Source organism: Winslowiella toletana, assembly GCF_017875465.1.
GTDB lineage: Bacteria > Pseudomonadota > Gammaproteobacteria > Enterobacterales > Enterobacteriaceae > Erwinia > Erwinia toletana.
Genome location: NZ_JAGGMQ010000001.1, coordinates 2,376,680 through 2,401,585 on the forward strand (window position 1 = coordinate 2,376,680; position 24,906 = coordinate 2,401,585).

A 24,906-nucleotide genomic window follows, 5' to 3' on the forward strand; every position below is an offset into this window, starting at 1 on the left:
TCTTTTAACCTCATTATTGCAAGCGTAATTGTCCAACAGGTTGTTGGACAATTATCATTTCAGCACGATTCAGGAGATCATCAATAATCAGGGCTGGCGCATGGTTTCTGTTGCTCTATTCCCGGATAATCAGCACCGGAAGCTATATGGAGTATTCAAGGATGATAGAGAATTCAAAAATCATTACTAAGATGCAGGCTAATAAGGAACTGGCTGTCAGACTGGAACATGCGCTCAAAGGTGTTAAAGACCAGGTGTTGGCTCAGGCGAGATTATTAGGTGATGCCTTTACCCGGCTGACATGGTACACCTCCTGCTTTACAGAAAACTATCAGGATGTCTGCACACGCCTCTCCCATGAAGATATTCGTTTTGGTAAAGGTATTGCTGAATTACTGAAACCTGACGATATAGTCTATCGCATGATAGAAATATATATCCAGGTGTTTTTTCAGGGGCAAACCGATGAGCAGATAAAAAAGATCGCCAGTTTTATTAGCGGATTTGGGGCGACTATCTCCAGTAATGCAATTACATCACGTATGCTTGTTCATAGCCTCGCGACCACAATCAGGGGTAGCTTTAGTATCCAGACAAGTATAGACAGAAAAATTGGACGCCTGTCTAATGCAGCGGTATTGATGTTGAGCGGTTATGGGTTGATCACCAAAGCCGCTGAATCCGCGAACAATCTGAAAGAATTTAATCGACTATACTACTCAGCATTGTATAGTCAAAATCTTGAAATGATGTACTTTTTGATTGAACCTGTAATTCAACAAAACTATCATTTTCAGCCATTTATGAAATCAGAAAGAGAGATGGCAGAGGCGCTTATGAGGTTGATGGACTGATGAGAAACACATTTCGTTCTTTTTGGAAAGATGTACTCTGGTATCTGCTTGGTTTTATACCCGTTATTCTCACAGCACTATTTTTTGCCGCAGCGGTAACGTTTTGGGAAGAGTACGCTCTAAAATCAACGGCAATTTTTGCGCTGTTCAGCCTGGGCGTTTACTTTTATTTAGGCTGGAAAAGAAGTTAGTTTATGGGATCGAGATTTAAAGCACCATAAAAATGGTATACATATAAATTAATACAGTAAAATTAAAATAATTAGTTAAATAAAGTAATAACAATTTCTCCTGGAAAGATAAAAGGTTTTATCTGGACTTCCAACCAGCCCTGTATATTATATCAGTATATCTTTTAGTCGCGATGCGAATGTGGTGGAACACATCCGCACCGCTAACCACAACAACTAACGGAGATAGTTATTATGGCTGAGCACAATTGTAAGTCAGTTATTCCACGATCAGAAGTCCCATCTGCAATTATTCGGCGAAATAAGGTAGGTTATATGAGACGACATCCGGATTTTACTCAAATCTCTTCGCTAACGTTAAAAGGTCACTGGCTGGCGGCGGCAGGTTTCCCCATTGGAACAGAGGTCGATATTCGCGTGATGTCAGGTTGTCTGGTGATTACTCCCCGCAAGAGTGATCTGGACGAACCTGAATTTATCCATTCGTTACGTAAACTCTCTGCGCGTAAGCAGCGCCAGGTTGAGGAATATATTGGCTTAGTGGCCAGTAACGGCAGCTGATAGCGTAAGGGGTCACTATCCCGGCTGGTGGTCGGGATAGTATGCAGGCCTGTCTGGCAGCTTCTGCATCTTCCGCTGTTCAATTATTATTCTTTCACTGGCATTCGCTTGAAATTGTTACCAGACAAGATCCTTTTTTCTGATTTCAACACCAGCGAATTACTCACCGAATGAGGATAATGTTACCAATGACCGAAGCCGAACTCTTGCATCAACTGGCTCTCGGCGAAGACAGCCGCCACCAGTTCAAACGCGATGCCACCAACACTGATAGTATGGCGGCTGAGCTGGCGGCTTTTTCCAACAGTGGCGGCGGCCAGTTGTTTATCGGCGTAGCGGATAATGGCTCGGTGGTGGGGCTGGATGCCGTCGCCGTACGGCGTCTGAATCAGTTGTTAAGCAATGCCGCCTCGCAGCACGTCCGCCCACCGGTACATCCGCTCACTGAAAATGTGCAGACGGCCAACGGCATCGTGATGGTGATCAGCGTGCCCGATGGCCTTGCCAAACCCTATGTGGATCACCAGGGTCGCCTTTGGGTCAAGCAAGCGGCTGATAAGCGCCATGTGACAGCCCGCGAAGAGATGCAACGTATGTTCCAACTCGCCGGACTGGTCTATGCAGATGTGGTACCGATAGCCGGTACGTCGCTAGCAGATATTGATGACAAGGTCTTCCATGACTATTTCAATCGCCGCTACGGGCAGGATATCGAGTTTGCCGATCAGCCGTTGGAACAACTGCTGCAAAACCTCAGCCTGAGTGACGGGCGCGAGCTGAACCTGACCGGACTGATGTTATTCGGCCACCACCCGCAGCGCTGGCGACCCGCTTTCGAAGTCAAGGCCGTCGCTTTCCCCGGCACAGCGCTGCACGATACCCGTTATCTGGACAGTGAAGACATCGGCGGCACGTTGCTGGAGCAATACCTGCGCAGCTTTGCCTTTATTCGCCGCAACCTGCGCCATGTACAGGCCGGAAGAGGCTTCAATACGCCAGGGCAACTGGAAATTCCGCAACAAGCGCTGGAAGAGTTGTTGGTCAATGCGTTGATTCACCGCGACTACTTCACCAGTGCTTCTATCCGTCTGATGGTATTCGCCGATAGAGTGGAGATCATCAGTCCTGGTCACTTGCCCGACAGCCTGAACACCGAGGCCATTCGTCGCGGCGCCACTAACCGGCGTAATCCCACGCTGACCGAGCATGCCATACATATTCTGCCCTACCGCGGCCTGGGCACCGGCATTCCCCGCGCATTGCAGAATTGGTCGACCATCGATCTTATCGACGATGTCACTGCTAACCAGTTTCGCGTGGTTATCCAGCGACCACAGGCAGAAACAGTTACCGGGGAAGTTACCGGGGAAGTTACCGGGGAAGTTACCGGGGAAGTAGTGCGGCTACTGGCGGTAATGCAAGGGGAAATGAAGCGGTCGGACATTCAGGGCGCACTGGGATTAAAGCATGAAGATCACTTCCGCTATACCTATCTTCTCCCGGCACTGACGGGCGGATTCATAGAAATGACGATTCCGGACAAACCTAAAAGCAGTCGGCAAAGATATCGACTTACGGCGACGGGTAAAAACAGGTTGGCACTGAAGAATTCAGGAGGAGATCGTGCATAAGATAGCCCAACAGGTTGTTGGACAATTATCATTAAACGTCACACTTACCCCTCTCTATTGCTGATTTCCGCATAAGCTGTTGCCATATGCGCATATAAACCACAAAAAGAGCAGTGTTATTATTCACTTCTGAATTTTGCCCTCCTGTTATGAAGAGAATAATGAACAAACCTCTCCTTTTTCCTGCGGAATTACTGTTACAGCAGACGGAAACCATCCTGCGTGGATGGGGCATCGCCGCCGATGCTGCTCAGCAAACCGCAAAATTAATTATTGAAACCGATCTGCTGGGAATCGACTCCCATGGCATATCGATGCTGCCGCATTATGACCGCTTACTGCGCGACGGACAGTGGCATCCCACTGGCGAAACGCGTCTGCTGTCAGAAACGCCGACTACTGCGGTGCTTGATGGCGGTCATGCGCTGGGACATGCCACTGCGCAGCGCGCAATCGAGCTGGCAGTCGATAAAAGTGAGCACTCCGGCCTTGGCTGCGTGGTGGTGCGCAATGCTAACCACTTTGGCGCTGCCGGTTTATATGCCCGCTACGCCGCGGCCAGAGGCAAAATTGCGCTGGTCACCAGTACCACTCGCAGTCGCATGCTGGTGCCGTCACGCGCCGCGGTGCCAGTATTAGGCACCAATCCCATCGCCTTTGCCGCCCCGGCGGGCCGTAATGAAGATTTTGCGCTGGATATGGCCACCACCACCGTTGCCGCTAATAAAATCAAAGTTTATGACTATCAGCAGAAAGATCTGCCTGCCGGATGGGTGGTTGATGCCCGGGGCGATGCGGTCACCAGCAGTCGCGAGGGGATGATCACCGTGTATGAGCAGCCGGAAGGCGGGCTTACCCCGCTGGGTGGACTGGAACAAAACGGCGGACATAAAGGTTACGGCCTGGCGATGATGGCGCAAATTTTGGCTGGTACGCTGGCAGGCTCCGCCTTCGCCGCCACCCGTCCGCCGGGCGCAATCCCGGATATCGGCCACTTTTTCCTCGCAATCAATCCCACGGCCTTTGGACCGCTGGCGCAATTCCAGCAGAGTCTGGATGAAGTGATCGATACGCTGCATGCCACGCCCGCCAGCGACCCGGCCTCGCCAGTGCTGGTGGCCGGTGAACCGGAAAACCACACCCGCCGCCAGCGTGTGGAACACGGCGTGCCGTTGCCTGGCTCACTCCTGCAGAAGCTACGGGATATTTGTCAGCAGCGTGATTTCAGTGACCTGTTAACGCCTTACGCCAGCCAGTCAGCGCGCTAAGCCGACAGACTTAGCACACTCAGTATTAGTCATTTGTCCTATTTTCCGTAAGGAAACGGAAAGACGGGTGAAATTGATTCAGAAAATTCTTACAATACGTACTGATGATTATCCGACCATTTTCACGGAGCGACAGATGGCAAGTCATTTTGTACGCTGGGCGTACGTCCAGACCCCGGCACAAGTGCGGCGGCTACCTCAAAAATTATTAGAAGATTCCGTAAACCTGAATGAAAAACGCCGTGTGCGTTTTCTAGCCGCGCGATCATTGCTGGCCGAACTGATGCTGCGGGTTTATGGCATGCAACAACTCCCTGCGCTGATTACCATGAGCAGCGGACGTCCCTGCTTTGCTGATGCCGATCTGCCTGATTTTAGTATCGCCTATGCCGGTAATCAGGTTGGCGTCCTGCTGGCAGAAGAGGGCGGGCGCGCCGGGCTGGATATGGAGATTGTCCGCGCCCATAGCCGTCAGACGGTGGAAAATCAGCTGCAGTGTCTCTCTTCCGGTGAAAAAGCCTGGATCAATGCCCAGCAGGATCCGGTTGAAGCCGCCACCCAGCTGTGGACCCTGCGCCAGAGCGTGCTGAAACTCACCGGTGAAGGCCAGCGTGATGTCGACGCATTACGCCTGCACCCCGCTTCCGGTCGTCTGCGTTCCGCCGCTTTTCCCGATATTCAGGCCATCAGCGATGTCGAGCCACTGATGGTATGGTCATGCGCGCTGTCGCCAGGCACCCAGCGTTTACGTCTGTGGGAGTTAGATCAGGAAAATAACTGGCACGCGCTGCGCGATGTGGAAGTGAGTAAACCGAATATGGGGCCACGCGCCTTACGCCTCACCAGCATGCCGCATGAGCGTCAGGTACAGCATCATTAAAAAAAAGCGGCATCAGGGTTGCCTGATACCGCCTTTTCGCTGCTTAGCGCGTTACAGTGCGCTTAATGTGCATCGATAAACACGATTTTTAATACAAACAACAGCGCCACCACGACCACGCATGGGCTGATTTCACGCCAGCGTCCGGAACCCGCCTTCATCACGCAGTAAGCAATAAAGCCCAGCGCGATACCTTCGGTGATCGAGAAGCTAAATGGCATCATCACGGCGGTAACAAACGCCGGAACCGCTTCGGTCAGGTCATCCCACTTCACCCGCGCGAGGCTGGATGTCATCAGCACGCCAACGTAGATCAGCGCACCCGCCGCTGCATAAGCGGGCACCATCGCCGCCAGCGGCGACAGGAAAATCACCAGCAGGAACAGAATACCGGTAACTACCGCCATCAGGCCGGTACGGCCACCGATCGACACGCCGGAAGAGCTTTCGATATAGGCAGTAACCGAAGAGGTGCCGATAAAGGAACCGACCACCGAGCTGATACTGTCGACATACAGCGCCTGCTTCATGCGTGGGAACTTGCCTTTATCATCGGCTAAACCGGCTTTATCGGTCACACCAATCAGGGTACCCGAGGAGTCGAACAGGTTTACCAGCATAAAGGAGAAGATAATTCCGGCCATACCGAGGTTCAGCGAACCCGCCAGATCAACCTGACCAATAATCGATGTCACCGGCGGTGGTGCAGAGAAGAAGCCGGTATATTGCACATCGCCTAACAGCAGCCCGATAACGGTGGTAATCACAATCGACACCAGCACTGCTACGTGAATATTGCGTGAGGCAAGAATGGCAATAATAAAGAAGCCGAGCGCGCCCAGCAGAACACTGTGCGAAGTCAGGTTGCCGACAGCCACCAGCGTATCTTTATTGGGCACCACGATACCGGCGTTTTTCAGGCCGATCATCGCAATAAACAGGCCGATGCCGCTGGTGATACCAACACGCAGACAGACCGGAATATTGGCGATCATCCAGTAGCGCACGCGGAAAATGGTCAGCAGCAGCAGACCCATTGCACCCCAGAAGATGGCGCCCATCCCGGTTTGCCAGGAGATGCCCATCGCGCCGACCACCACAAAAGCGAAGAAGGCGTTCAGCCCCATCGCTGGCGCCAGCGCTACCGGTAAATTAGCCACCAGCCCCATCAGAATACTGCCGAAGGCCGCAATCAGACAGGTAGTGACAAACACCGCTTGCGTATCCATGCCAGCGACGCCAAGAATTTGTGGGTTCACAAAGACGATATACACCATGGTAAGAAAGGTGGTGAAACCCGCTATCACTTCAGTCCGTGCTGTGGTGCCATGCTCTTGCAGTTTAAACAGGCGCTGCAGTAAACCTTGTTTGTTCATTATCAGATTCCGAACGAAAGGAAATGTTGTCGTGGGCTATCCTATACCAAAAAGTGAATTTTTGATGCGGATCACAATGATTTTTCGCAACCGATTGCGCAGTTTTTACCGCTTTATCGCTGCCATTAACAGTAATTGACATTTCCCGTTCGCAATCCTGACACAGTTGGTTAAAGATGTGATGACATCTTTGAACCCTGAAGGACAAGCGCGATGAGTATTGAATGTGTGTTTTTTGATTGCGACGGAACGCTGGTGGACAGTGAACTGATCTGCACCCAATCCTATGTAAATACCTTTGCGCAGTATGGCGTGGCGTTGTCGCTACAGGAGATGTTTGAAAAGTATAAGGGCGTGAAGCTGTATGACATTGTCGCCGATGTCTGTGCGCAGTATCAGCTGGATGTGCCGGTGGCGGAACTGGAGAGCGCCTACCGTCAGGAAGTGGCCCGGCTGTTCGATGCCGATCTGCAACCGATTGCCGGCGCGCAGCAGTTGCTGGCGCGGGTTAGCGTGCCGATGTGCGTGGTATCGAACGGTACGGTGAAGAAGATGCAGCACTCCCTTGGGCTAACCGATATGCTGCGTTATTTTGATGACCGGTTGTTCAGTGGTTACGATATCGAATGCTGGAAGCCCGATCCTGAACTGATGTACCACGCGGCGGAGAAGATGCGCGTCGCGGTTGATCGCTGCATTCTGGTTGATGATTCTGAAGCGGGTGCAAAAGCCGGCATTGCTGCCGGCATTCCGGTGTTTTACTACTGTGCAGATGCGCATAATAAGCCGCTCGACCATCCGCTGGTGACCATGTTTGATGATATGGCGCAGCTACCGGCGCTGTGGAAAGCGCGCGGCTGGTCGATTACCGCTTAACCAATTGCGCCCAGCGCATCTTCATTGCCCTGCTGCTTCGGTAATAAAAACAGCGTGGCGATAATATCCAGCAGGTAGATCAACGCCAGCAGGGTAATCGCCGCGACAAACGACCACTGCGTCACCAGCAGGCCTATCACCAGTGGACCAAAACCTCCGACGCCACGTCCAAGGTTAAACAACACGTTTTGCGCCGTGGCGCGCGCCTGTACCGGATAGGTATCGGAGATTAGCGCGCCATAGCCACCAATCATACCGTTAACAAACATCCCCATCAGCGCGCCGGTAAACAGCATCACCATCGGATCGCGCAGCTGGGCGTAGATCACCACCATAATCACCGCACCGAACTGATAGATCAGGAAAATCTTCCAGCGCGCAAAGCGGTCTGCCAGCACGCCAAACAGCCAGATACCGAAGGTCATGCCGACCACGGTAACCGCTGTCCATAATCCGGATTTGGTGAGGGAAAAACCAAAGTTGACAGAGAGATAGCTTGGCATCCAGATCATCAGACCGTAATAGCCGAAGTTCTGCACCGAACAGAGAATCAGAATCCCAATGCTGGCTTTGCTGGTTGGTGCGTCTTTAAACAGCAGTTTCAGCCGCGCGACAAACGACAGCGCAGGCGCGGTTTCCACCTGACGGCTAAAGGCTTCCGGCTCCCCCATGCCGCGACGAATCACAAACGACAGCAGCGCAGGCAGCAGCCCGACGAGGAACATGCCACGCCAGCCAATGATATCCAGCAGCAAAGGGGTGATAAACGCCGCCAGCAGCACGCCAAGCTGCCAGCCCATGCCTACCCATGCTGAGGCGCGATTACGCTTATTAGCAGGCCAGGCTTCAGCAATCAGCGCCATCCCGATGCCAAACTCACCACCGAGGCCGACTCCCGCCAGCGTGCGATAGATCAGCAGATCCCAGTAACCCTGTGCCACGGCACACAAGCCGGTAAACAGCGAAAACATCAGAATAGTGAAGGTCAGTACGCGAATACGGCCAAGGCGATCACTGAGATGGCCAAAAATAATACCGCCGAACACCGCGCCGATCAGCGTCCAGGTCACCAGCGAACCGGCTTGAGAGGGATTTAATATCAGGGAGGCGCTAATGGCTGGCAGCATAAAACCAAGGATCAGCAGATCAAAGCCATCCATGGCATAGCCACTAACGGCAGCGAGCATCGCTTTCGCAGGAGTCGCGCTCTGCTTCGCTTGCTTGGGTGTCGACATGTTTCAGGACCAGACAATTCAAATTGTGCGCCAAGTATATAGCAGGCGGAACAATTTGAAACAGTGCAGGGGAGCCGTTTTCGGCTCCCACATAACAGCCGGGCGGCGAGAACGTCGCCCCTGCGAGATGGAAGGATTATGCGGGATTACTGCCGCCGTCGTCGCCAGCCAGCAGCTTGTCCAGCTGGTCGCCGCCAACATGACGGAAGTCCTGACCTTTAACGAAATAGAAGATAATTTCGCAAATGTTCTGACAACGGTCGCCGATACGCTCAATGGCACGGGCGCAGAACAGGGCGGTCAGCACGCTGGGAATTGTGCGCGGGTCTTCCATCATATAGGTCATCAGCTGACGCACGATGCCTTCATACTCCTGATCAACCTTCTTATCTTCGCGGTAAATCTGGATCGCCGCATTGAGATCCATACGCGCAAAGGCATCCAGCACATCATGCAGCATCTGCACGGTGTGATGGCCGAGCGACTCCAGGCTGACCAGCAGCGGCAGATGCTGCTGACTGAATTTCTCCAGTGCGGTGCGGCTGATTTTCTCCGCCACGTCACCAATGCGTTCCAGTTCTGAGATGGTTTTGATAATCGCCATCACCAGCCGTAAGTCACTGGCGGTCGGCTGACGTTTGGCGATGATGCGCACACAGGCTTCATCAATCTCCACTTCCATCATATTGACCTTGTGATCGCCGTCAATCACCTGTTTCGCCAGTTCGCCATCCTGGTTATGCATCGCGGTAATCGCATCGGTGAGTTGTTGCTCCACCATGCCACCCATGATCATCACCTGAGTGCGAATGTGCTCCAGCTCGGCATTGAACTGGCCGGAGATATGTTTGTTCAGATTTAAGTTATCCATGGTTTCTCCAGTCAAATCAGCCGTAGCGCCCGGTGATATAGTCTTCAGTCTGCTTCTGATGCGGCTTAGTAAACAGCGTATCAGTATCGCTAAACTCAATCAGCTCGCCGAGATACATAAAGGCGGTGTGGTCGGAACAACGTGCGGCCTGCTGCATGTTGTGCGTCACAATCACTACCGTGTAATCCTGCTTCAGTTCGGTAATCAGCTCTTCAATGCGACCGGTAGAGATCGGGTCCAGCGCGGAGCAAGGCTCATCCAGCAGCAGCACCTCCGGACGAATCGCGATGCCGCGGGCGATACACAGACGCTGCTGCTGGCCGCCGGAAAGGCTGTAACCGCTCTGATGCAGCTTATCTTTGGTTTCATTCCACAGCGCCGCTTTGGTTAGCGCCCATTGTACGCGCTCGTCCATATCAGTGCGCGACAGCTTCTCAAACAGACGTACACCGAAAGCGATATTGTCGTAAATCGACATCGGGAAGGGCGTCGGCTTCTGGAATACCATGCCGACGCGTGCGCGCAGCAGGGCGATATCCTGAGTGGCGGTCAAAATATTCTCGCCATCCAGCAAAATTTCGCCTTCCGCGCGCTGCTCCGGGTAGAGCGAGAACATCTTGTTAAAGGTGCGCAGCAGCGTCGATTTGCCACAGCCCGACGGACCGATAAATGCCGTCACCTGGTTTTTAGCGATATCCAGATTGATATTCTTCAGGGCATGGAATTTCCCGTAATAGAAGTTCAGATCGCGAACCTGCATTTTGCCGGGAGCTTTATTCACCATACTCATTCTCTTCTCTCTTATTCAGTGCCGCCGCAGCCGCGCTGCTAAATTAATGTTTGCTCTTGGCAAAGATGACACGTGCCAGAATATTCAGTAACAGCACGCACAGCGTAATAATCAGTACTCCCGCCCAGGCCAGACTCTGCCATTCGGCAAACGGGCTCATGGCGAACTTAAAGATGGTGACCGGCAGGTTGGCGATCGGCTGCATCATGTCGGTGCTCCAGAACTGGTTCGACAATGAGGTAAACAGCAGCGGCGCGGTTTCACCAGCAATACGCGCTATCGCCAGCAATACACCGGTGAGGATACCGGAGACCGAGGCTTTTAATGTGATAGCGGAGATCATTTTCCACTTTGGTGTGCCCAGGGCATAAGCCGCTTCACGCAGGCTGTCCGGCACCAGTTTCAGCATATTTTCGGTGGTGCGGATGACTATCGGCACCTGCAGCAGCGCCAGCGCAATCACCCCGGCCCAGCCGGAGAAGTGCTCCATTTTGGCCACCACAATGGTATAGACAAACAGTCCGACCACAATCGACGGCGCCGACAGCAGGATGTCGTTAATAAAGCGAATCACTTCTGCCAGTATCGATTTACGGCCAAACTCCGCCAGATAAATCCCCGCCATAATCCCCAGTGGCGTACCAAAGATTGTCGCCCACAGAATTAACAGGCCGCTACCGGCGAAGGCATTCGCCAGTCCACCGCCCGGGCTGTTCGGTGGGGGTGTCATTTCGGTAAACAGCGCCAGCGACATACCGTCGATGCCGCGGGTCACGGTCGAAAACAGGATCCAGATCAGCCAGAACAGACCAAATGCCATGGTCAGCAGCGATAACGTCAGCGCAATGCGGTTTTTCATCCGGCGCCACGCCTGCATTTTGCGGCGTGAAGCGTTCAGCTCTTCTCGCGCCTGCATTTCAAGGGTTGTCATGTGCGCGCCCCTTCACTTTTCGCTAAACGCATCACCATCAGCTTCGAGCAGGCCAGCACAATAAAGGTGATCACAAACAGAATCAGACCCAGTTCCATCAGCGCGGCAGTATGCAGACCCGATTCCGCTTCAGCGAATTCGTTGGCCAGCGCCGAAGTAATACTGTTGCCCGGCATAAACAGCGAAGCGCTGTCGAGCTGGTAGGTGTTACCGATGATAAAGGTCACCGCCATGGTTTCACCCAGCGCACGGCCCAGGCCGAGCATCACGCCGCCAATTACCCCGTTCTTGGTAAACGGCAACACGATGCGCCAGATTACTTCCCAGGTGGTGCAACCGATGCCGTAAGCGGACTCTTTCATCAGCACCGGCGTCTGTTCAAACACATCACGCATCACCGAAGCGATATAAGGAATAATCATAATCGCAAGGATCACCCCGGCTGCCAGAATACCGATACCGAAGGCCGGGCCTTCGAACAGCGCGCCGACTAACGGAATACCGGACAGCACATTACCGACCGGCGTCTGAAAATATTCGGCAAACAGCGGAGCGAAGATAAACAGCCCCCACATGCCATACACGATACTGGGAATCGCCGCCAGCAGTTCAATTGCCACGCCAAGCGGACGACGCAGCCAGCCCGGCGCCAGTTCGGTAAGGAACAGCGCAATGCCGAAACTTACCGGTACAGCAATCAGCAGAGCGATAAAAGAGGTCACCAGGGTGCCGTAAATCGGCACCAGCGCACCGAAATTCTCGTTTGGCGCATCCCACTCTTTGGTCCACAGGAAGGCAAAACCGAATTTCTCAATGCTCGGCCAGGAGGCAATAATCAGAGAGACAATAATGCCGCCCAACAGAAATAGCACAATCAGCGCAGCCAGTTTTACCAGCGCACCGAAGATGATATCGCCCTGTTTGCCGGGGGCCTTAAATGTCGGCTTGGTTGCAGCCATAGAATTCTCGACGTTAAGATGGAAATGGCGGCACGGAGCCGCCCTGTGTGATGAACCGAATCCCTTCGGTTCTGCACTGAGTGTGACTTAGTACAGCGCTTTACCGGAACTGTCTTTGATATTGGTTTTCCATGCTGCACGGATCTGCTCGGTCACTTCTTTTGGCAGTGGCGAGTAATCCAGTGCGCTGGCTTCTTTAGCGCCATCTTTATAGGCCCAGTCGAAGAACTTCAGCACTTCAGCCGTCTGCTCTGGTTTAGCGGCAGATTTATGCAGCAGGATGAAAGTGGTAGAGGTGATTGGCCAGACATTGTCGCCTTTCTGGTTGGTCAGATCCTGAGCGAAAGTTTTGCTCCAGTCTGCGCCTTTCGCCGCATTGCTGAAGCTCTCTTCGGTCGGGCTTACCGCTTTACCACCCGCGTCCACCAGTTTGGTATAGGTCAGGTTGTTCTGTTTGGCGTAGGCATATTCAACGTAACCGATTGAACCAGGCAGACGCTGCACAAAGGCGGCGATGCCATCATTGCCTTTGCCACCCAGACCGGTTGGCCAGTTTACGGTTGAGCCTGCACCAATTTTCGATTTCCACTCTTCATTGACTTTAGCCAGGTAGCTGGTAAAGACGAATGAAGTACCGGAACCGTCAGCGCGACGTACCACAGCGATATTGGTTTCTGGCAGTTTCACGCCCGGGTTCAGTTTCACGATAGCGGCATCGTTCCACTTTTTGATATTACCGAGGTAGATATCACCGAGGGTTTTACCATCGAGCACCAGCTCGCCAGATTTCAGGCCAGGGATATTAACCGCCAGCACCACACCGCCAATTACCGTTGGGAACTGGAACAGGCCGTCGGCATTTAATTTATCGTCAGACAGTGGCGCATCGGATGCGCCGAAATCGACGGTTTTGGCAATAATCTGTTTTACGCCACCTGATGAGCCGATACCCTGGTAGTTAATTTTATTACCAGTTGATTTCTGATAGGTATCCGCCCACTTGGCATACACCGGCGCCGGGAAGGTCGCTCCCGCGCCAGTCAGGCTTGCTGCTGCCATGGCAGAAGCTGCGCTCAAAGATACGGTTGCTGCGACAATACGAGCTAAGGTGCTATGCATCAGTGTCATATTCCCTCCGGGGGAGTAAAAGTCAGGCTCTAAGCCGTTTTAATAAGATTAATCATTGCTGCTGGAGGCAAAATAGGACAGTTTGGTGACAGTAAAATGTACGATATATGACAGTTTTGTGACATCGGGCTAATTTGAGTGAAACGGCCAGCTCCACTGAATTAAGCAAATAAAAACGCCGGTCATTGACCGGCGTTTTTATTTGCTTAATTGTTGCGATTACTCGACGGTAACGGATTTCGCCAGGTTACGCGGCTGATCGACATCGGTGCCTTTAATCAGCGCCACATGGTAAGAGAGCAGCTGCAACGGCACGGTGTAGAAGATCGGGGCAATCATATCTTCGACATGTGGCAGCGGGATAATGCGCATCCCTTCGCTGTCGCTGAAACCGGCATCCTGATCGGCAAACACATACAGCAAACCGCCGCGTGCGCGCACTTCTTCGATATTCGATTTCAGTTTTTCCAGCAGCTCGTTATTCGGCGCCACCACGATCACCGGCATATCCGCATCAATCAGCGCCAGTGGACCGTGCTTCAGCTCACCAGCAGCATAGGCTTCAGCATGAATATAAGAGATCTCTTTCAGCTTCAGCGCCCCTTCCATCGCAATCGGGTACTGATCGCCACGGCCAAGGAACAGCGCATGATGTTTGTCGGAGAAATCTTCCGCCAATGCTTCAATCAGCTTGTCCTGTGACAGCATCTGCTCAATACGGCTTGGCAGTGCCTGCAAACCATGGACAATATCGTGCTCGATTTGCGCATCAACGCCTTTCAGACGACCAATCTTCGCCACCAGCATCAGTAACACCGTCAGCTGAGTGGTAAAGGCTTTGGTGGACGCCACGCCAATTTCAGTACCGGCTTTGGTCATCAGCGCCAGGTCGGACTCACGCACCAGTGAAGAACCCGCCACGTTACAGATAGCCAGCGAACCGAGATAGCCCAGCTCCTTCGAAAGGCGCAGCGCGGCCAGCGTATCGGCGGTTTCCCCTGACTGCGACAGGGTGATCAGCAGGCTGTTTTTCCGCACCGCGGATTTGCGATAGCGGAATTCAGAGGCGATCTCAACGTCGCACGGCACATTGGCCAGCGCTTCAAACCAGTAACGGGAAACCATACCGGAATTATACGAGGTGCCGCAGGCGACGATCTGAATATGCTCAACCTGGCTCAGCAGCGTATTGGCGTTAGCGCCCAGTTCAGAAAGATCCACTTCACCATGGCTAAAACGACCGGCTAAGGTGTTTTTAATTGCCATTGGCTGTTCGTAGATCTCTTTCTGCATATAGTGGCGGTAGATGCCTTTATCACCGGCGTCATACTGCACTTTAGATTCGATTTCCTGACGCTGTACGCTGTTACCGCTGCGATCGATAATAGTGACATCGCGACGGGTAATCTCAGCAATATCGCCCTCTTCAAGGTAGATAAAGCGACGGGTAACCGGCAGCAGCGCCAGCTGGTCAGAGGCGATAAAGTTTTCGCCAACGCCACGACCAATCACCAGTGGGCTGCCAGAACGCGCAGCCACTACCCGCGACGGATCGCGGCTATCCATAATCACCATGCCGTAAGCACCGCGCAGCTGCGGGATCACGCGTAATACCACTTCACGCAGTGAACCACCTTGCTGCTGCTCCCAATGCACCAGATGCGCCACCACTTCGGTGTCGGTTTCTGAGGCAAAGCGGTAACCGCGCTCAGTCAGCAATTCACGCAGCGGCTCATGGTTCTCGATAATGCCGTTATGCACGATGATGATATGTTCAGAGATATGCGGATGCGCGTTCGCTTCGGAAGGCTCTCCGTGCGTCGCCCAGCGGGTATGGGCAATACCGGTGCCGCCCACCAGCTGAGTATCTTCAGCGGCTTCGGCCAGTTTCTGCACTTTACCCAGGCGACGCAGACGCGTTACCTGGCCCTGCTGATCAACCACTGCCAGGCCCGCGGAGTCATAACCACGGTATTCAAGGCGACGCAGCCCCTCAATAAGGATTTCTGCGATATCACGTTGCGCTACTGCACCAACAATTCCACACATAATTATTTTCCTGACTAAATGGCGTTTCAGCGCCATTTGCGTTGTCTTGTGACCTGATTTTCCGACGAGATTTACGTGCTTACGCATCGAACCTGCGGATTCCCCGAGCCTTGTAGAGTGGGGAGTATTATTTGGGTTTTAAAATTTACTTCTTTTTAACCGGACGCTGCCAGCCTGACTTATGGTTCTGCTCTTTACGGTTATAGACCAGATCGGCAGCAGTGATATCTTTCATTACCGTGGTGCCCGCGGCGATAGTGGCGCCACTGGCTACCGTAACCGGCGCCACCAGCTGTGTATCAGAGCCGACAAACACGTTATCGCCAATGATGGTGTTAAATTTATTCGCGCCATCATAGTTGCAGGTAATCGTACCCGCGCCGATATTTACCCCGGCGCCAATTTCCGCATCGCCAAGATAGCTGAGATGACCAGCTTTGGAGCCTTTGCCAAGGCGCGCTTTTTTCATTTCGACAAAGTTACCGACATGCGCACCTTCCGCCAGCTCACTACCCGGACGCAGACGGGCAAATGGCCCGATAGTGCAGGCAGTGCCCAGCTCAGCATCCTCAACCACGCTATACGGGCTGATTTCACAGTTATCGCCAATCACACTGTTTTTAATGACACAGCCGGTGCCGATTTTGACGCCATTCCCGAGGGTGACCTGACCTTCGATAATCACATTGGTGTCGATCACCACATCACGACCATGCTGCAACGTGCCGCGCAGATCAAAACGCGCCGGATCCTGTAGCATCACGCCAGCCAGCAGCAGCTTTTCTGCCTGCTCGGCCTGATAAACACGTTCAAGGGTGGCAAGTTGCAGGCGGTTATTCACGCCTTCAGTTTCACTGATGCGCGCGGGATGAACTGCAGCAACATTGCGGCCTTCATGATGGGCGAGGGCGATAATATCGGTGATGTAATATTCACCCTGCGCATTGTTGTTGGTCAGTTTGCTTAACCAGCGCTTCATATCCGTGCCACTGGCAATCAGAATGCCGGTGTTGATTTCATTGATCGCCAGCTGTTCAGCGCTGGCGTCCTTCTGCTCGATAATTCCCACCACCTCGCCCTGTTGACGCAGGATGCGGCCATAGCCGGTGGGATTATCCAGAATTACCGTCAGTAAACCGATGCCACCCTGCGGTTTTGCGCTGCGCAGGCGTTCAAGGGTTGCCACTGAGATCAGCGGGACATCGCCGTACAGCATCAGAATATCTTCGTCATCGGCAAAATGTGGCGCCGCCTGCTGCATCGCATGACCGGTGCCCAGCTGCTCCGCCTGCAAGACCCAGTTCAGCGACGGATCGTTCAGCGTTGCTTTCAGCAGATCGCCGCCATGGCCATACACCAGGTTGATATTAGCAGCGCCGAGATGTTTAGCGGCATCAATGACATGTTGCACCATCGGTTTCCCTGCCAGGGGATGCAGGACTTTAGGAAGATCTGAATACATGCGGGTTCCCTTGCCGGCAGCAAGTATAACCACGCTCATTGCGCTGTTTGACATAGACATCCTGACCATTCTTTTAATAGACGAAGTAAAGCGGTTTAAGCCTGAGATTACTACATTTTTCTCAGTACGAAATTAGCGGTAATACCGAAAATTAACCTTTCGGCGTTGCTGGCGCAGACAGTTTGGGTGCGGACAGCGCGGAAAAACCGGAGCGTACAATAGTACGTGAGGATTTTGAGCACTGCCCAAGCCCAAAATGGCAAGCAAAGTAGCCGAAAAGACAAAAAAAATGCCAGTCAGATAACTGACTGGCACCTTAAGACATAAAGCCTGGGTTACATCGCTTTCTTGGTCAACTCGATAACGCGCAGTTTGGCGATCGCTTTAGCCAGTTCAGCCGATGCCTGAGCAAAATCGACATCGCCGTGAGAGCTGTTCATATGCTCTTCCGCTTTGCGTTTCGCTTCTAGCGCTCGCGCTTCGTCGAGATCTGTTCCGCGAATCGCCGTGTCAGCCAGCACGGTAGTCGAGCCTGGCTGCACTTCCAGCACGCCGCCGGAAAGATAGATAAACTCTTCTTCGCCGTGCTGTTTAACGATACGAATCATACCAGGCTTAATGGCGGTGAGCAGCGGGGCGTGGCCAGGGTAAATACCCAGCTCACCTTCGCTACCTGACACCTGGATATGTTGCACCAGACCAGAGAACATTTGTTGCTCTGCGCTGACGACATCCAGATGATAAGTCATAGCCATATCTAACCTCCTGGGAAACTGTTATTACAGTTTCTTCGCTTTTTCCACGGCTTCGTCGATGGAACCAACCATGTAGAAAGCCTGCTCTGGCAGATGGTCGAATTCACCTTCCATGATGCCTTTAAAGCCACGGATGGTATCTTTCAGCGACACATACTTGCCTGGAGAACCGGTAAAGACTTCCGCCACGAAGAACGGCTGGGACAGGAAACGCTGCATCTTACGAGAGCGTGCTACCACCAGTTTGTCATCTTCTGACAGCTCATCCATACCAAGAATGGCGATGATGTCTTTCAGTTCCTGATAACGCTGCAGCAGGGACTGTACGCCACGCGCGGTGTCGTAGTGTTCCTGACCAACCACCAGCGGATCCAGCTGACGGCTGGTGGAGTCCAGCGGGTCAACGGCCGGGTAGATACCCAGAGAAGCGATCTGACGGCTCAGTACCACGGTTGCGTCAAGGTGCGCAAAGGTGGTGGCTGGAGATGGGTCAGTCAGGTCATCCGCAGGTACGTAAACCGCCTGAACAGAAGTGATAGAACCGGTCTTCGTGGAGGTAATACGCTCCTGAAGCACGCCCATCTCTTCCGCCAGTGTTGGCTGATAACCTACCGCAGATGGCATACGACCCAGCAGGGCTGATACTTCAGTACCGGCCAGGGTATAACGGTAGATGTTATCGACGAACAGCAGTACGTCACGACCTTCGTCACGGAATTTCTCCGCCATGGTCAGACCGGTCAGTGCAACGCGCAGACGGTTACCCGGCGGCTCATTCATCTGGCCATACACTAACGATACTTTATCGATAACGTTAGAGTCGGTCATTTCGTGGTAGAAGTCGTTACCTTCACGGGTACGCTCGCCCACACCGGCAAATACTGAGTAACCTGAGTGCTCGATCGCGATGTTACGGATCAGCTCCATCATGTTAACGGTTTTACCCACACCAGCACCGCCGAACAGACCGACTTTACCGCCCTTAGCGAACGGACACATCAGGTCGATAACTTTGATACCGGTTTCCAGCAGTTCCTGCGAGCTTGACAGCTCTTCGTAGGAAGGAGCCGGACGGTGAATAGCCCAACGGACTTCTTCGCCGATGTCGCCTTTCATATCGATCGGCTCACCCAGCACGTTCATGATACGGCCGAGTGTTGCAGTACCTACCGGTACTTCGATTGGGTGCTCAAGGTCCACTGTTGGCAGACCGCGCTTCAGGCCGTCTGAGGAACCCATGGCGATGGTACGAACCACGCCACCACCCAGCTGCTGCTGAACTTCCAGCACCAGACGAGCGTCACCATTCTGAACCTCAAGGGCGCTGTACACTTGTGGTACTGCGTCCTGAGGGAATTCGACGTCGACCACGGCGCCGATTACCTGGACAATCTTTCCAGTAGCCATCTTAATCCTCTACCTAATATTTAACCTGGTTAAACCGCGGAGGCCCCCGAGACAATCTCGGTAAGTTCCTGGGTGATGCTGGCCTGACGAGCTTTGTTGTATACCAACTGCAGCTCTTTGATCAGGTTACCGCCGTTATCGGTTGCAGCTTTCATCGCCACCATACGCGCGGCCTGCTCGCTGGCCAGGTTTTCTACAACACCCTGGTAAACCTGGGACTCTACATAGCGACGCAGTAAAGTATCCAGCAGCCCTTTCGGATCCGGCTCATACAGGTAATCCCAGGTCTTCTTCTTCAGATCCGCTTCATCTTCTGCTGGTGGTAATGGCAGCAGCTGAGTGATCTGAGGAGACTGAGACATGGTGTTGATAAATTTGTTGCTGACGATAAACAGCTTATCTAAGCGGCCTTCATCGTAAGCCTGCAGCATAACTTTAACCGGGCCAATCAGTTCGGACAGGGAAGGTTTATCTCCCATGCCGGTAACCTGAGCAACCACGTTGCCGCCGACAGAACTGAAGAATGACAGACCTTTGGAACCGATAATCGCCAGATCGCTCTCGACGCCTTTATCAGCCCAGGCTTTCATATCAGCCAGCACTCTTTTGAACAGGTTAATGTTCAAACCACCACAAAGCCCACGGTCGGTCGAAACGACCAGGTAGCCAACGCGCTTAACGTCGCGCTCCGCAAGGTAAGGGTGCTTGTACTCCAGATTACCCAACGCAATGTGACCAATCACTTTGCGCATGGTATCTGCATAAGGACGGCTGGCCGCCATGCGTTCCTGCGATTTACGCATTTTGGAGGCGGCGACCATTTCCATCGCTTTGGTGATCTTTTGCGTGTTCTGGACGCTTCCGATCTTACTACGTATCTCTTTTGCGCCGGCCATAAGCTTCTCCTCAAAGCCTTGCGGCTTGCCCTATCAGGACAAGCCGCCAGACGTTACCAGGACTGGGTTGCTTTGAACGTATCGAGCAGGCCTTTCAGCTTCTCTTCGATATCGTTGTTGTAGTTACCCGACTGGTTGATTTCAGCCATCAGCTCGACGTGATCGCGATCCGCGTAAGCCAGCAGCGCCGCTTCGAAGCTACCGATTTTCGCCAGTTCGACGTCAGTCAGATAACCACGTTCAGCAGCGAACAGTACCAGACCCTGCTGTGCAACAGACATAGGTGCATACTGTTTCTGCTTCAGCAGCTCAGTCACTTTCTGACCGTGGCTCAGCTGTTTGCGGGTTGCTTCATCCAGATCAGAAGCGAACTGCGAGAACGCCGCCAGTTCACGATACTGCGCCAGTGCGGTACGAATACCACCGGACAGTTTCTTGATGATCTTGGTCTGAGCAGCACCGCCCACACGAGATACGGAGATACCCGGGTTAACCGCCGGACGAATACCGGAGTTAAACAGGTTAGTTTCCAGGAAGATCTGACCATCGGTAATCGAGATTACGTTGGTTGGAACGAACGCAGAAACGTCACCCGCCTGGGTTTCGATGATTGGCAGCGCAGTCAGAGAACCGGTTTTACCTTTCACTTCACCTTTGGTGAATGCTTCAACGTACTCTGCGTTAACACGAGATGCACGCTCCAGCAGACGGGAGTGGAGGTAGAACACGTCACCAGGGAAGGCTTCACGACCCGGTGGACGACGCAGCAGCAGGGAAACCTGACGGTAAGCAACAGCCTGTTTAGACAGGTCATCGTACACAATCAGTGCATCTTCACCGCGGTCACGGAAATATTCGCCCATCGCACAACCGGCATACGGCGCCAGGTATTGCAGTGCAGCGGATTCTGACGCGGTAGCAACCACAACAATGGTGTTAGCCAGTGCGTTGTGTTCTTCCAGCTTACGAACCACGTTAGAAATGGTGGACGCTTTCTGGCCGATGGCCACGTACACACATTTAATACCGGAATCGCGCTGGTTGATGATTGCATCGATCGCCATCGCGGTTTTACCGGTCTGACGGTCACCGATGATCAGCTCACGCTGGCCACGGCCGATTGGAATCATTGCATCGACAGATTTGTAACCGGTCTGAACAGGCTGATCAACAGACTGACGTTCGATAACGCCAGGTGCGATCACTTCGATTGGCGAGAAGCCATCGTTATCAATGGCGCCTTTGCCATCAATAGGTGCGCCCAGCGTGTTCAGCACGCGACCTAACAGGCCACGGCCAACCGGTACTTCCAGAATACGACCAGTACACTTAACTTTCATGCCTTCGGCAAGGTCAGCGTACGGGCCCATAACTACAGCACCTACCGAGTCACGCTCGAGGTTCAGTGCGATAGCGTAACGGTTACCCGGCAGGGCAATCATCTCACCCTGCATCACATCGGCCAGGCCGTGTACGCGGATGATACCGTCACTTACAGAAACAATAGTACCTTCATTGTGAGCTTCGCTCACTACATTGAACTGAGCAATGCGCTGCTTGATCAGTTCGCTGATTTCGGTGGAATTCAGTTGCATATGCTCCAAGTCCCCTTAAGACTGCAAGACGTCTGCCAGACGCTCAAGACGACCGCGTACGCTGCCGTCAATCACCATATCACCCGAGCGGACGATAACGCCTGCCACTACAGACTTATCAATTTTGCAATTCAGCTTAACTTTGCGAGACAGACGTTTTTCCATCGCGGCGCTGATTTTAGTCAGCTGTTCGTCACTCAGAGCATTGGCAGAGATAACTTCAACTTCGGCGGTCGCATCATATGCGGCACGCAGTTGTATATACTGAGCCAGTACGTCCGGGAGCGCGGGTAAACGTTTGTTTTCTGCCATTACCTTAATCAGGTTCTGGCCAGCTTCGTCGAGTTGATCACCACAGATTGCGTTGAAAGATGCAGATGTAGCTTCCGGCGCCAGGGCGCCGGAGAGAAGATCTGTCATCTGTTCATTGCTTGCCACTTCAGCGGCAAACGCCAGCATCTGCTGCCAGCGATCGACATTTTGATGCTCAACAGCAAAGTCAAAAGCTGCTTTGGCGTAGGGGCGAGCTACAGTTACAAATTCAGACATCAGCCCCTCCCTCCTTACAGTTCAGCGACCAGTTTATCTACGATGTCGCTGTTAGCAGCTTCATCCACGGAACGTTCAATGATCTTCTCGGCGCCGGCAATTGCCAGCATCGCGACTTGCTTACGCAACTCTTCACGTGCACGTTTGGTCTCTGCGTCAATTTCCGCCTGAGCCTGGGTGACGATCTTGTTACGTTCCTGCTCAGCCTCAGCTTTCGCTTCGTCCAGGATTTGAGCACGGCGTTTGTTAGCCTGTTCAATAATTACCTGAGCTTCATCTTTCGCTTTTTTCAGCTGGTCGGTCGCATTAGCCTGCGCAAGATCCAGATCTTTTTTGGCACGTTCAGCGGAAGCAAGGCCTTCAGCAATTTCTTTCTGGCGCTTTTCGATGGCAGCCATAATCGGCGGCCATACGTACTTCATGCAGAACAGGACAAACAGGACGAACGCGATAGCCTGGCCGAGGATTGTTGCGTTAAGGTTCACAGCACAATGCCTCTTGTTAAGTTAACTTAATCTGCCGTTATCAGAGACAGCGGCAGAGTCCGTTCATCGTGCAGCCGATACGCTGGCGCCCGATGAACAATCTGTTATTACGCGACAGCAAACATCACGTACAGACCCAGACCAACAGCGATCATCGGGATTGCATCCACCAGACCCATGACAACAAAGAACTGCGTACGCAGCAGAGGAATCAGATCCGGTTGACGCGCAGCGCCTTCCAGGAATTTGCCTCCGAGGATGCCGATACCGATCGCAGCACCGATTGCCGCCAGGCCCATCATCACAGCGGCAGCCATGTACAGCAGATCCATATTCAGGTTTTCCATGACAGTCTCCAGTTTGTTTCAGTTATAACGCAGTATTGTTGAGAAAAAAATCAATGTTCTTCAGATGCCATCGACAGATAGACAATCGTTAAGACCATGAAAATGAAAGCCTGTAGCGAAATGATCAGGATGTGGAAGATGGCCCAAGGGACACTCAGAATCCACTGTGACCACCACGGCAACAGACCGGCAATCAGGATAAAGATCAATTCACCCGCATACATGTTACCGAACAGTCGCAGACCCAGAGATACAGGTTTGGACAGCAGGCTCACACCTTCAAGAATCAGGTTGATAGGGATGAAGATCGGGTGATTAAAGGGTTGCAGGGTCAGCTCTTTCGTAAAGCCGCCGATGCCTTTCATCTTGATGCTGTAGAACAGAATCAAAATAAATACGCCCAGTGCCATCGACAGCGTGACGTTAACGTCGGCTGAAGGGACAACACGCAGTGCCGGCAGACCGAACCAGTGCTCGCCGATATACGGCAGCAGGTCGATAGGCAGCAAGTCCATGAAGTTCATCAGGAACACCCAGACGAAAATCGTCAGGGCCAGCGGGGCGATAAGTTTGCTTTTACCGTGGTACATGTCGCGAACGTTGCCGTCAACAAAGCCTACCACCAGTTCAATAGCCGTCTGGAATTTCCCCGGTACACCGCTGGTAGCCGTTTTCGCTACTTTACGGAACAGCACCAGGAACAACAGACCCAGCACCACAGAGAAAAACATGGAATCGATATTTAATACCCAGAAAGACGCCGGCGCGTCGTGCGGGTTCACTAACTCGAAAGTACGCAGGTCCAGCTGAAGGTTATTCAGGTGGTGACCTATGTATTCTTGCGGAGTAGAGATTTCTCCTGCAGCCATGATGCCTCTTACCCTTTGTTGTTAATTACAGCCGGTGCCAGTATCTGCACAACCAGCACCGATAACCACGTCAGCCCGAGCGGCAAAAACACCGCATCGAAGACTCCCAGCGCCACGATCAGAAGGAGAATCGTGGCAAACACCTTCAACACCTCGCCGATGGCGAAGCTCCAGGCAACACGGCCTTTCGCGGGTGTTTGCGCGCCAAGGCGCCAGGCTAAAATCATAAACAAACTATTTGGCAGCCACGCTGCCAGTCCACCGGCGATGGCAGATGCGCCCCAGGTGACACCTTTCAGGGTAAACAGCATTCCGATTACGACAAAAGTCACCAGCTGAAGAAGCAGCACGGTCCGGGCAAATTTCACACTGTAAAGAGACACTGACATGACGCTAAATTCTCCTGCCCCGTTCGGGGTATGTCGCGTGTCGTATAAAACTGCCTTTACTCATTTGAGTCAAGCAGCAAAAAACGAGCAAATTATACGGGGCACACCTACGATTTCAATGGATAAGTAGCGAAAAGGTGAACAATTATTTAAATTTCTTTCTGACAGCCTGTTTTTCAAAAGCGCAAAGAACAGTAAACCGAAGTAAATTTGCTGCAATAGCAACGAAACCTCGCTCATAAAGCGTGCTATGGATCACAAATCAGTAATACAATGGCGAAATATTATACGGTTTTTGCGCGGTTATTATTGAAAAAATAATAACTAAAACCTTATAAATCATAAACCTGCTTTGATTTATTTTAAAAACGCCCATTATCGTTGATAAAAACCTTATATTGACATCGCCAGCAAACTTTCAATTTCAATAATCCCTTGTCTTACGCCAGCCACTGACCGGGATATATTTTCCGGAGTGATTATCGTTTCTCTTAAACAAACAGAGAGAAGTGATATTTTTGATAATGGGATGTGAATTTAACGTTAAATGTA

The 24,906-nt window shown here is 52.5% G+C and carries 24 protein-coding genes; 6 read left to right on the top strand and 18 right to left on the bottom strand.

The window, feature by feature from the left end; all coding sequences use genetic code 11:
- The first annotated feature begins 161 nt into the window (after positions 1-161).
- The 5 genes from J2125_RS11095 (at position 162) to J2125_RS11115 (ending at position 5,385) form a co-directional block, all read left to right on the top strand.
- The gene (locus J2125_RS11095) at positions 162-854 is read left to right on the top strand and encodes a hypothetical protein (protein ID WP_026111603.1); all 693 of its coding nucleotides are present in this window, start codon (positions 162-164) and stop codon (positions 852-854) included.
- Positions 855-1,279: 425 nt separating this feature from the next.
- On the top strand, positions 1,280-1,606 hold the full coding sequence (locus J2125_RS11100) for a SymE family type I addiction module toxin (protein ID WP_026111602.1): 327 nt from the start codon (positions 1,280-1,282) through the stop codon (positions 1,604-1,606).
- Positions 1,607-1,794: 188 nt separating this feature from the next.
- On the top strand, positions 1,795-3,237 hold the full coding sequence (locus J2125_RS11105) for a Fic family protein (RefSeq protein WP_209499497.1): 1,443 nt from the start codon (positions 1,795-1,797) through the stop codon (positions 3,235-3,237).
- Between the two features lie 161 nt (positions 3,238-3,398).
- Positions 3,399-4,505, top strand: coding sequence for an Ldh family oxidoreductase (locus J2125_RS11110; RefSeq protein ID WP_017800305.1), 1,107 nt, complete (start codon positions 3,399-3,401; stop codon positions 4,503-4,505).
- A gap of 136 nt (positions 4,506-4,641) precedes the next feature.
- Entirely contained in the window at positions 4,642-5,385 is a 744-nt protein-coding gene (locus J2125_RS11115) for a 4'-phosphopantetheinyl transferase family protein (RefSeq protein WP_017800304.1), read from the top strand.
- A 62-nt stretch (positions 5,386-5,447) separates the two neighbouring features.
- Here J2125_RS11115 and J2125_RS11120 read toward each other — a convergent pair whose 3' ends face one another.
- Entirely contained in the window at positions 5,448-6,761 is a 1,314-nt protein-coding gene (locus J2125_RS11120; protein WP_017800303.1) for an NCS2 family permease, read from the bottom strand.
- 213 nt (positions 6,762-6,974) lie between these two features.
- Here J2125_RS11120 and yieH point away from each other — a divergent pair, with 213 nt between their 5' ends.
- Entirely contained in the window at positions 6,975-7,637 is a 663-nt protein-coding gene (gene yieH / locus J2125_RS11125; RefSeq protein ID WP_017800302.1) for a 6-phosphogluconate phosphatase, read from the top strand.
- Here the strand turns inward: yieH and J2125_RS11130 are convergent.
- The 17 genes from J2125_RS11130 to atpI form a co-directional block, all read right to left on the bottom strand.
- Positions 7,634-8,872: an MFS transporter gene (locus J2125_RS11130; RefSeq protein WP_026111601.1), complete on the bottom strand. Its 1,239-nt coding sequence runs from the start codon at positions 8,870-8,872 to the stop codon at positions 7,634-7,636. The two genes, yieH and J2125_RS11130, sit on opposite strands and share 4 nt — an antisense overlap.
- 136 nt (positions 8,873-9,008) lie before the next feature.
- Complete coding sequence (phoU, locus tag J2125_RS11135) at positions 9,009-9,743, bottom strand: phosphate signaling complex protein PhoU (RefSeq protein WP_017800300.1); 735 nt, start codon at positions 9,741-9,743, stop codon at positions 9,009-9,011.
- Positions 9,744-9,759: 16 nt separating this feature from the next.
- On the bottom strand, positions 9,760-10,533 hold the full coding sequence (pstB, locus tag J2125_RS11140; protein WP_017800299.1) for a phosphate ABC transporter ATP-binding protein PstB: 774 nt from the start codon (positions 10,531-10,533) through the stop codon (positions 9,760-9,762).
- Positions 10,534-10,576: 43 nt separating this feature from the next.
- Positions 10,577-11,464: a phosphate ABC transporter permease PstA gene (gene pstA / locus J2125_RS11145; RefSeq protein ID WP_017800298.1), complete on the bottom strand. Its 888-nt coding sequence runs from the start codon at positions 11,462-11,464 to the stop codon at positions 10,577-10,579.
- Positions 11,461-12,423 carry a phosphate ABC transporter permease PstC gene (gene pstC, locus J2125_RS11150; protein ID WP_017800297.1) on the bottom strand — a complete coding sequence of 321 codons (963 nt, stop codon included), beginning with the start codon at positions 12,421-12,423 and terminating at the stop codon, positions 11,461-11,463. The genes pstA and pstC overlap by 4 nt, the downstream gene beginning before the upstream one ends.
- 87 nt (positions 12,424-12,510) lie before the next feature.
- On the bottom strand, positions 12,511-13,551 hold the full coding sequence (gene pstS, locus J2125_RS11155) for a phosphate ABC transporter substrate-binding protein PstS (RefSeq protein WP_017800296.1): 1,041 nt from the start codon (positions 13,549-13,551) through the stop codon (positions 12,511-12,513).
- 219 nt (positions 13,552-13,770) lie between these two features.
- Positions 13,771-15,600, bottom strand: a complete 1,830-nt coding sequence (glmS, locus tag J2125_RS11160) for a glutamine--fructose-6-phosphate transaminase (isomerizing) (protein ID WP_017800295.1) — start codon at positions 15,598-15,600, stop codon at positions 13,771-13,773.
- A 145-nt stretch (positions 15,601-15,745) separates the two neighbouring features.
- Positions 15,746-17,116 carry a bifunctional UDP-N-acetylglucosamine diphosphorylase/glucosamine-1-phosphate N-acetyltransferase GlmU gene (glmU, locus tag J2125_RS11165; protein ID WP_026111600.1) on the bottom strand — a complete coding sequence of 457 codons (1,371 nt, stop codon included), beginning with the start codon at positions 17,114-17,116 and terminating at the stop codon, positions 15,746-15,748.
- Positions 17,117-17,397: 281 nt separating this feature from the next.
- Entirely contained in the window at positions 17,398-17,817 is a 420-nt protein-coding gene (locus J2125_RS11170) for a F0F1 ATP synthase subunit epsilon (RefSeq protein WP_017800292.1), read from the bottom strand.
- Positions 17,818-17,841: 24 nt separating this feature from the next.
- Complete coding sequence (atpD, locus tag J2125_RS11175) at positions 17,842-19,224, bottom strand: F0F1 ATP synthase subunit beta (protein ID WP_017800291.1); 1,383 nt, start codon at positions 19,222-19,224, stop codon at positions 17,842-17,844.
- Positions 19,225-19,253: 29 nt separating this feature from the next.
- Entirely contained in the window at positions 19,254-20,120 is an 867-nt protein-coding gene (gene atpG, locus J2125_RS11180) for a F0F1 ATP synthase subunit gamma (protein ID WP_017800290.1), read from the bottom strand.
- A gap of 53 nt (positions 20,121-20,173) precedes the next feature.
- Positions 20,174-21,715: a F0F1 ATP synthase subunit alpha gene (gene atpA, locus J2125_RS11185; protein ID WP_017800289.1), complete on the bottom strand. Its 1,542-nt coding sequence runs from the start codon at positions 21,713-21,715 to the stop codon at positions 20,174-20,176.
- A gap of 15 nt (positions 21,716-21,730) precedes the next feature.
- On the bottom strand, positions 21,731-22,264 hold the full coding sequence (atpH, locus tag J2125_RS11190) for a F0F1 ATP synthase subunit delta (RefSeq protein WP_017800288.1): 534 nt from the start codon (positions 22,262-22,264) through the stop codon (positions 21,731-21,733).
- A 14-nt stretch (positions 22,265-22,278) separates the two neighbouring features.
- The gene (gene atpF, locus J2125_RS11195) at positions 22,279-22,749 is read right to left on the bottom strand and encodes a F0F1 ATP synthase subunit B (protein WP_017800287.1); all 471 of its coding nucleotides are present in this window, start codon (positions 22,747-22,749) and stop codon (positions 22,279-22,281) included.
- Between the two features lie 107 nt (positions 22,750-22,856).
- The gene (gene atpE / locus J2125_RS11200; protein WP_003849523.1) at positions 22,857-23,096 is read right to left on the bottom strand and encodes a F0F1 ATP synthase subunit C; all 240 of its coding nucleotides are present in this window, start codon (positions 23,094-23,096) and stop codon (positions 22,857-22,859) included.
- Between the two features lie 50 nt (positions 23,097-23,146).
- Positions 23,147-23,965: a F0F1 ATP synthase subunit A gene (atpB, locus tag J2125_RS11205; protein ID WP_017800286.1), complete on the bottom strand. Its 819-nt coding sequence runs from the start codon at positions 23,963-23,965 to the stop codon at positions 23,147-23,149.
- An 8-nt stretch (positions 23,966-23,973) separates the two neighbouring features.
- Positions 23,974-24,354 (bottom strand): F0F1 ATP synthase subunit I, encoded by a 381-nt coding sequence (atpI, locus tag J2125_RS11210; RefSeq protein ID WP_017800285.1) that lies wholly within the window; start codon positions 24,352-24,354, stop codon positions 23,974-23,976.
- Between the last annotated feature and the right edge of the window lie 552 nt (positions 24,355-24,906).

Excerpts from the sequence above, each read along its gene's own strand:
- J2125_RS11095 (WP_026111603.1), top strand. The coding sequence starts at position 162 with ATGATAGAGAATTCAAAAATCATTACTAAGATGCAGGCTAATAAGGAA.
- J2125_RS11100 (WP_026111602.1), top strand. The coding sequence starts at position 1,280 with ATGGCTGAGCACAATTGTAAGTCAGTTATTCCACGATCAGAAGTCCCA.
- J2125_RS11105 (WP_209499497.1), top strand. The coding sequence starts at position 1,795 with ATGACCGAAGCCGAACTCTTGCATCAACTGGCTCTCGGCGAAGACAGC.
- J2125_RS11110 (WP_017800305.1), top strand. The coding sequence starts at position 3,399 with ATGAACAAACCTCTCCTTTTTCCTGCGGAATTACTGTTACAGCAGACG.
- J2125_RS11115 (WP_017800304.1), top strand. The coding sequence starts at position 4,642 with ATGGCAAGTCATTTTGTACGCTGGGCGTACGTCCAGACCCCGGCACAA.
- J2125_RS11120 (WP_017800303.1), bottom strand. The coding sequence starts at position 6,761 with ATGAACAAACAAGGTTTACTGCAGCGCCTGTTTAAACTGCAAGAGCAT.
- yieH (WP_017800302.1), top strand. The coding sequence starts at position 6,975 with ATGAGTATTGAATGTGTGTTTTTTGATTGCGACGGAACGCTGGTGGAC.
- J2125_RS11130 (WP_026111601.1), bottom strand. The coding sequence starts at position 8,872 with ATGTCGACACCCAAGCAAGCGAAGCAGAGCGCGACTCCTGCGAAAGCG.
- phoU (WP_017800300.1), bottom strand. The coding sequence starts at position 9,743 with ATGGATAACTTAAATCTGAACAAACATATCTCCGGCCAGTTCAATGCC.
- pstB (WP_017800299.1), bottom strand. The coding sequence starts at position 10,533 with ATGAGTATGGTGAATAAAGCTCCCGGCAAAATGCAGGTTCGCGATCTG.
- pstA (WP_017800298.1), bottom strand. The coding sequence starts at position 11,464 with ATGACAACCCTTGAAATGCAGGCGCGAGAAGAGCTGAACGCTTCACGC.
- pstC (WP_017800297.1), bottom strand. The coding sequence starts at position 12,423 with ATGGCTGCAACCAAGCCGACATTTAAGGCCCCCGGCAAACAGGGCGAT.
- pstS (WP_017800296.1), bottom strand. The coding sequence starts at position 13,551 with ATGACACTGATGCATAGCACCTTAGCTCGTATTGTCGCAGCAACCGTA.
- glmS (WP_017800295.1), bottom strand. The coding sequence starts at position 15,600 with ATGTGTGGAATTGTTGGTGCAGTAGCGCAACGTGATATCGCAGAAATC.
- glmU (WP_026111600.1), bottom strand. The coding sequence starts at position 17,116 with ATGTCAAACAGCGCAATGAGCGTGGTTATACTTGCTGCCGGCAAGGGA.
- J2125_RS11170 (WP_017800292.1), bottom strand. The coding sequence starts at position 17,817 with ATGGCTATGACTTATCATCTGGATGTCGTCAGCGCAGAGCAACAAATG.
- atpD (WP_017800291.1), bottom strand. The coding sequence starts at position 19,224 with ATGGCTACTGGAAAGATTGTCCAGGTAATCGGCGCCGTGGTCGACGTC.
- atpG (WP_017800290.1), bottom strand. The coding sequence starts at position 20,120 with ATGGCCGGCGCAAAAGAGATACGTAGTAAGATCGGAAGCGTCCAGAAC.
- atpA (WP_017800289.1), bottom strand. The coding sequence starts at position 21,715 with ATGCAACTGAATTCCACCGAAATCAGCGAACTGATCAAGCAGCGCATT.
- atpH (WP_017800288.1), bottom strand. The coding sequence starts at position 22,264 with ATGTCTGAATTTGTAACTGTAGCTCGCCCCTACGCCAAAGCAGCTTTT.
- atpE (WP_003849523.1), bottom strand. The coding sequence starts at position 23,096 with ATGGAAAACCTGAATATGGATCTGCTGTACATGGCTGCCGCTGTGATG.
- atpB (WP_017800286.1), bottom strand. The coding sequence starts at position 23,965 with ATGGCTGCAGGAGAAATCTCTACTCCGCAAGAATACATAGGTCACCAC.
- atpI (WP_017800285.1), bottom strand. The coding sequence starts at position 24,354 with ATGTCAGTGTCTCTTTACAGTGTGAAATTTGCCCGGACCGTGCTGCTT.